Origin of the sequence: Streptomyces sp. NPDC058464 (assembly GCF_042721035.1) — a bacterium.
Classification (GTDB): Bacteria; Actinomycetota; Actinomycetes; order Streptomycetales; family Streptomycetaceae; genus Streptomyces.
Genome location: NZ_JBHXMA010000108.1, coordinates 1 through 6,205 on the forward strand (window position 1 = coordinate 1; position 6,205 = coordinate 6,205).

Below are 6,205 nucleotides of genomic sequence, written 5' to 3' on the forward strand. Positions count from 1 at the left end.
AAGCCACGAGACCGACCTGCCTACCGAACTCACCGCATAGCCTCAAAACGAGATCACCGAGTGGCCGTCAATACACCACTCCAGCGGACGTGACCGGACGGTGTGAGTACTCGGCCGTGGATCGTGGATGACGACTTGTGGGCATTGATCGAGCCATTGCTGCCGCCCTGGCCTGAGCGATCACCGGGGCCGCGGCCTGTGCCGGACCGGCTGTGTCTGCAGGGCATCCTGTACGTGCTCCACAACGACATAGCCTGGCAACTGCTGCCCCTGGAGTTGGGGTTCGGCTCCGGACAGACCTGCTGGCGGCGTCTGGAGCGGTGGCAGCAGGCCGGGGTCTTCGACCGGCTGCACCGTATTCTGCTCGCCGAGCTGAATGCCGCGGGTGGGCTCGACTGGTCCAGGGCGTGTGTGGACGGCTCCCACATCCGTGCGAAAAGGGGGGAGCCGACACCGGTCCGTCACCGGTCGACCGCCGGAAGACGGGCAGCAAGCACCATTTGATCTGCGACGGACGCGGCACCCCGCTCAAGGTCATCACCACCGCGGCGAACGTCAACGACGTCACCCAAACCCTCGCCCTGGTCGACGGCATCCCGCCCGTGGCCGGGCGAGCCGGCCGGCCACGCCGCCGCCCCGATTCGCTGCTCGGGGACAAGGGCTACGACTCCAACCCCAACCGCGAGGAGTTACGCAAGCGCCGGATCCTGCCGGTCATCTCCCGCAAGGGCGCCCCGAACATCAAGGGCGTGGGCAAGCTCCGCTACGTCGTCGAGCAGACCTTCGCCCTGCTCCACCAGTTCAAACGCCTCGCCGTGCGATGGGAACGCCGAACCGAACTCCACGACGCCTTCGTCTCATTGGCCTGCGGCCTCATCTGCTGGAGGCGCCTGAAGAAACACCGATCATGATCGTGTCACGAGCTTTGGGCTACAACTCACACCACTCACCCAGAGGGCCGGCCACCCGCGTCTGCGTGAAGTCGTGCACCAGGTCCCACGCCCGATCGATATCCAGGACAAAGTCGCCCGTGAACGCGGCGAGATCGTCCATGATCGGGACCTCGACCTCGGCACCCGAGGGCGTGGTGCCGTCTCCTACGAGCAGAGACATCCGCCCGGTGTCACTCATCAGGTGAACGACCGCGTGATCATCTCGAAAGGCCAGGGTCAGCACCGGGAACTCCCTGTTCGGCGACCGAACCTCGACGTATCCCTGGCCACAGGAACGCAAGTCATCGAAGCGATCTGACAGATCCTTCACCTCTGTGCGTCGCTCAACCGGATCGAACAGTCCCGATTCCGGCGACGTCGCCGCCCACACCACGCTCACCGAGTCCCGCTTCCCCCCACACAGGCCATCGCCCACGATCCAGGGCCACGCTCCCACGCTCCACCACGACACGACTACCTGGGCTGAGTCACAAGATCGTGTTACGAGCTCTTAGGCCTCACGGCTGAAGCGGATACAAGTCCTGATGTGTTGCCGACGGCCACACGCACGATCCGTCGGAGTTCGTCAGCGGCCTGATCGCGTCGGTTGTTGAGACTCCGGTTGGCCGCAGTGCTGGGCAGGCTCCTGCGACCGACCGGGCTGGCCCCGCACATCACCGTCTCCCCCGGCGGCCGATGTGCGGGGCCTTCTGCTGCACGCCGACCCTTCGTCTGTCGTCTGTCGTCTGCCGCTCGGCCGGGACCGGCGCCCCAGCGCCGCAGCCCGGACGGAGCGGCAGACCAGCATGTTCGCTGGCTGGACTGCGCGAGGTGTCCTTGTACTCACCTGAGGGGATCGGCTTGGGAAGCCGGAGATTTCGGTGAGATCCATGGCTGGGCTGGAATCATTCAGGAAGGGCGCGAATACGGTTCATCAGGTCCAAGTAGCCTTCGTTACCCAACTGCTCGACAAGAGCGCGCGCGCTCCGTTCCAGGCCTTCCTGACCCGAGGTCAGAGCTGGCTTGAGGATGGCTGGTGCGTGTTCGAGCAGATCATAGGATCGGAAGTTTTGCTTACTAGACACGTAGAGTGTCGCGTAGACCTCTAGCACCTGGTCAGGATACGTGGGAGCAGCCTTAGCGAGAGGCTCGCCGAGCATTGAGTGCGGGTTGAACTGAGGGTTATGGGCGACGGTCGCCAGATGCGGAAGCCACCAGCCAGCGTCCAGGTGACCCGAGGACACCCACCAGTAAAAATCCAATAGCTCTTGGCTGTCTGCAGCGCCTTGGGCAACCAGTTGTGCCCGCCAATCCCACAGTTCGCGAAATCGTGCGAGCACTGTGCCGGGAGGCTCTCCCTCCGCATGGCGGAGTTGCCATCCAAGGTGGCCCAGCGCGTCGCGCAGCAGGGCGCTGTCACCGAAGGCAAAAAGATCTGTCAGCGCCTGGTCTTCCAGACCAGATTCGAGCTGCCCTGTCACGAAGAGCATCAGGACATGGTCAGCTAGCGACTGCCGTGGTGATCTCATGCCAAACACGGGCGAATCTTCGACGGTATCTGCGTCCAGTCCCCTTATATGCCCCAGGAACCACGGTTTCAGAGAGTCGAAGAGACCTCGCGACGGGCGGTAACCGACGATCATAACGGACCAGGCAGTATCGAACCAGGCCAGATGATCCGCGGGACTGCTGTTGCGGTCTTCGGGCCGCCCAAGGATGCGGTCGAGTCGCGCCGTCGTCCATTCCCGTGCGTTAGTTAGCAAAAGGCCCAGCCCTTCTCCGAAAACTGCAGCGACCGCCAGACTCGTGTCGGAGTCAAAGCCAGCGTGCTCATCAAGGGCCGCGAGGATTTCTGCCTGTGTCCCGATAGGGTCTTTGTGTGCTTCGCTCTCCGGGGCTTGCCCGATCCTGGAGATTGCGGCGAAGAGGCGGATCGTAGCGCGCAGCGCGATCGGGCGCGTGGTATTGAGAGACAGGGTCAGGGCGTCAGTAGACGGGAGGCCATAGGATTCTTCGTAGTGGGCACTGGGGTGTGCATTACGGGTCATCGGATTCAGCGCTTCCCACGCCATCGCGTAAAGCGTAGGGGGGATGGCTGTCATTTCGTCGGCGTCGATACCAGCTTGGATCAGCCGTGCGGCCTGTTGCTGGACGTAGCGCCAGGCGTCGTCGTCAGACTCGCCGAGTTCATCTGCATCATTGCCCGGTTGCGTAGCTGCATGAGTCGCTAGCGCAAGCACCGACCCCCAGGAGAAGCCGGTCTTTTGGGCTACTGCTTGCTCGAAACCCTCCAGGGCTGCCGCTACGTACGTGCTTTGCAAACCGCTGAAGCGCTCTGCGCACAGTGCGTACTCGGCGGGTCTTGTGGCAACAGCCTTCGTTACGCCGCGCGCCAGCCCTTCTGCTGAAGGAGGGAACCCGTGCCTTGATCCGGATTCCGGGCTTGGCTCCCACGATTGCAAGTATGCCAAGAGATCCTCGGGACTGAGATTCACCAACTCGGCGTCCGGTAGAGGGCTGATGGGGCCGACGAAGAAGCCGCTTTGGTATTGAGAGTCTCCGGGGTCTGGTGGTGCGCCGTGGTCAGCGACAAGCTCGTCGAGCCGCTGGCGCATTTGGGAGGGGAGTGCCTCCCAGCCAATCGCAAGAAGCAGTCTGTGCTGCCACATGCCGATCTGGCTGGCGATTTCAACTCCAGTGACCTCGCCGGAAGGACGGCCGAGCATCCGCCCAACTCGGTCAGCGGTCAAATGTGGCGGCTCTATTACCAAACGTTCCCATTGTGAAGCCTGCTCCTCGGAGAGATACGGAAGGGCAGATCGAGCTAGATCGACATACTCCGGTCGATATTCACCCGCGAGCAGTTCTGGGGTGATGAGACGCTTGAAAGCCAACTCCAGGAGCGTCGACGCTGGTTCGGCCCCTGTGCCGGCCTGCTGGTCAACCATTTGATTGGGCAGTAGATCGGTAATCAAATCAAGCGAGAGGCGAAGGAAAATTGATTCGCCGCCTCGCTCGATCTGTTCGACCACTTCTTTCGCGGACTTTCCGGCAGTGATTCGCGCACGCGCGAGATCGCGCACCGCATCAACGAGTACGTGACCAACTGGTTCGGTGCGCAGCGCGTTTTCACCGGATTTGATAGACGGACGCCAGAGGGAGCTAAACGATGTCTTGTGGGGCGTGAGTTTCACCCATTGCTCCAGCCAGACTACAGCGGTAGACAGCATCTTCGGCTCGTCCTCTAGGGCTTTCACCGCAGTGGGCAACGTTTGTGCATACCAATACGAATCCACACCGCTGAACGCGTTCAACCCATCCGTTGATTGGTTCGCTGAACGCGGCCGGAACAAGCCGTCAGCCAGTTGCTTTGCATGCCTCCGCTTACCGCCTTCAGCAAGTCGGCAGACAATTGCCACCAGTTTGGTGGCGTCCAACCAGACCCGATAAGGCCCGTTGAGGTAGCTGCGGATCGTGGGCACCAGCCCGGCAGCATAATCGGCCGGCATGCGGCTCGCTGCTTCAATCACGATCCGTTGGACGACAGGGCTGTCACTGCTGAGCGCTGGTTGAAGAGCGGCGTTCACCTCACGCGGCACGAGCGGCGCTACTCTGGCTAGATACTCTCCTTGGGGCCAGGGTGTAAAGTGCATCCCGCCCTGATCGTCTACCGAAACTGAGGGCACGTCAGTGAAAGCGCCCTTCTCAGTCAACGGGCTAACCCAGTTCGGGTTCTCCAATTTAGAGTAGAAAACTTGGCGATGCTGAGCATTGCCGATGCGAGCCAATGCGCTGTCCACCAGCATAGCGTCAGGAACGACGTATTCTGCGGCCGACCTGGGTGGTTCTCTTCCTGTCATTGCGCATCCGTAGCCTGGTCGGGGGGTGCTTCATTACGCGGATTCGCCGCGTTGGCGATCTCTATGATGTCGGCAAGTTCGTCGACCACATCGAAGAATCCACCAATGCGTGCCGATACAACGGCCTCAAAGTTAGCGAATTGATTCTGCAACTCCTGCGCCGTAGGCAGACGGCGCCCTGCTGCCCGATCAAGATGCGCGTAACTCATGAAGAAATCAAAGGTCGCCCCGAACAGCTTGGCGGTCGGGTCGTGAGGGGTAGCGCTATTCCCTGCGGCGATAAAGGCTTGGCGTTGTCGTGCGTTGGCGGCCACCCTTGAGTGAGCTGCAATCAGTGTTTCGATGGCTGCGTAGATTCCTTCAGTTATACGTACCGGAGGCTTCTCCCGGATTGTTTCGTCAAGCCCCTCAGTCAGTTCAACCAGACCTGGGCTGCTGTTGGTTGTCGAAGAATTAGGCGAGTTGAATCCTTCGGCCTCCCACAACCTTGCTAGTGTACCGATGGGCGTAGAGGTATCTACGGATGCGGGGAACTGGATTCCTTCCATCAAGCCGAGATGGTGAGCAAGGTTATTCGCAAGCTCTCGTACTGCATGCGAAAGCATCATAACGACAGCGCGATTATATCTGGTGTCATTGAGAAGATCGACGGCCTCGTGATACAGGTCGGCCAAGTCCTGATCCAGGTCCGCCAGCTTCCTTTCCAGCTCGCCTCGTTTCGTGGCCGCCGACGGGTCTCTGTCTGTCACCTCAGCTTGCACCCCCGCTGTCCGCCTGCTCTCATGCCATGACCGCTTACAACACCCCTTAAGTCTGAGACTTCATAGTGCCGCAAGGACCCTCAACCTGGGAAGCTAAGGTGATCTAGGGTGCGCTGCTTGGCTGACCTGCGATGGAAGGGTATCGGCGCCCGGCGGCCAGGCCGTTGGTTCCCCGGTGTTCCCCCGGGTTCCCCCCAGATCTGACACGCGTCTGGCACGAGCCCCCTGTCTTCAGATAATCACGAAGTTCGCTTCACTACGTGGCCCAAGGCAACAAGGCCGATTCCGACCACTGACAACGACGGATGGTCGAACCCGCTGCACGCAACGAGTAGAGCGCCCGCTCCCCAGAGTCTCGGCTGTCGAACGTGGCGCTGTAGCCATCGGCCCGGCATACACCCGAGGAGCAGGCCATGCAGGCCGAGAACAACACACGCGAGCCAGAGTGTCCCGACCAGCATCAGCAGCGGCAGTAGGGAGCCGGCAAACGATGTCGACATGATCGTCCCCCTGGTGGGCTGGCTGCGTGTTTCCCTCACGAAATTCTGGCACGTCAGGGTCACGTCCGCTGGAGTGGTGTATTGACGGCCACTCGGTGATCTCGTTTTGAGGCTATGCGGTGAGTTCGGTAGGCAGGTCGGTCTCGTGGCTT

4 protein-coding genes are annotated in these 6,205 nt (G+C 61.3%); 1 reads left to right on the top strand and 3 read right to left on the bottom strand.

The window, feature by feature from the left end; all coding sequences use genetic code 11:
• Positions 1–102 precede the first annotated feature (102 nt).
• A protein-coding gene (locus tag ACFWPQ_RS51785; protein WP_384052144.1) for an IS5 family transposase occupies positions 103–911 on the top strand; the annotation gives its coding sequence in 2 pieces (ribosomal slippage) (positions 103–420 and positions 423–911; 807 coding nt in all).
• A gap of 19 nt (positions 912–930) precedes the next feature.
• Here ACFWPQ_RS51785 and ACFWPQ_RS51790 read toward each other — a convergent pair.
• From ACFWPQ_RS51790 to ACFWPQ_RS51800, 3 genes are all read right to left on the bottom strand, one after another.
• Positions 931–1,332 (bottom strand): hypothetical protein, encoded by a 402-nt coding sequence (locus tag ACFWPQ_RS51790; protein WP_384052146.1) that lies wholly within the window; start codon positions 1,330–1,332, stop codon positions 931–933.
• Between the two features lie 505 nt (positions 1,333–1,837).
• Positions 1,838–4,732 (bottom strand): hypothetical protein, encoded by a 2,895-nt coding sequence (locus ACFWPQ_RS51795; protein ID WP_384052148.1) that lies wholly within the window; start codon positions 4,730–4,732, stop codon positions 1,838–1,840.
• Positions 4,733–4,788: 56 nt separating this feature from the next.
• Positions 4,789–5,541: a hypothetical protein gene (locus ACFWPQ_RS51800; RefSeq protein ID WP_384052150.1), complete on the bottom strand. Its 753-nt coding sequence runs from the start codon at positions 5,539–5,541 to the stop codon at positions 4,789–4,791.
• Positions 5,542–6,205: the final 664 nt, after the last annotated feature.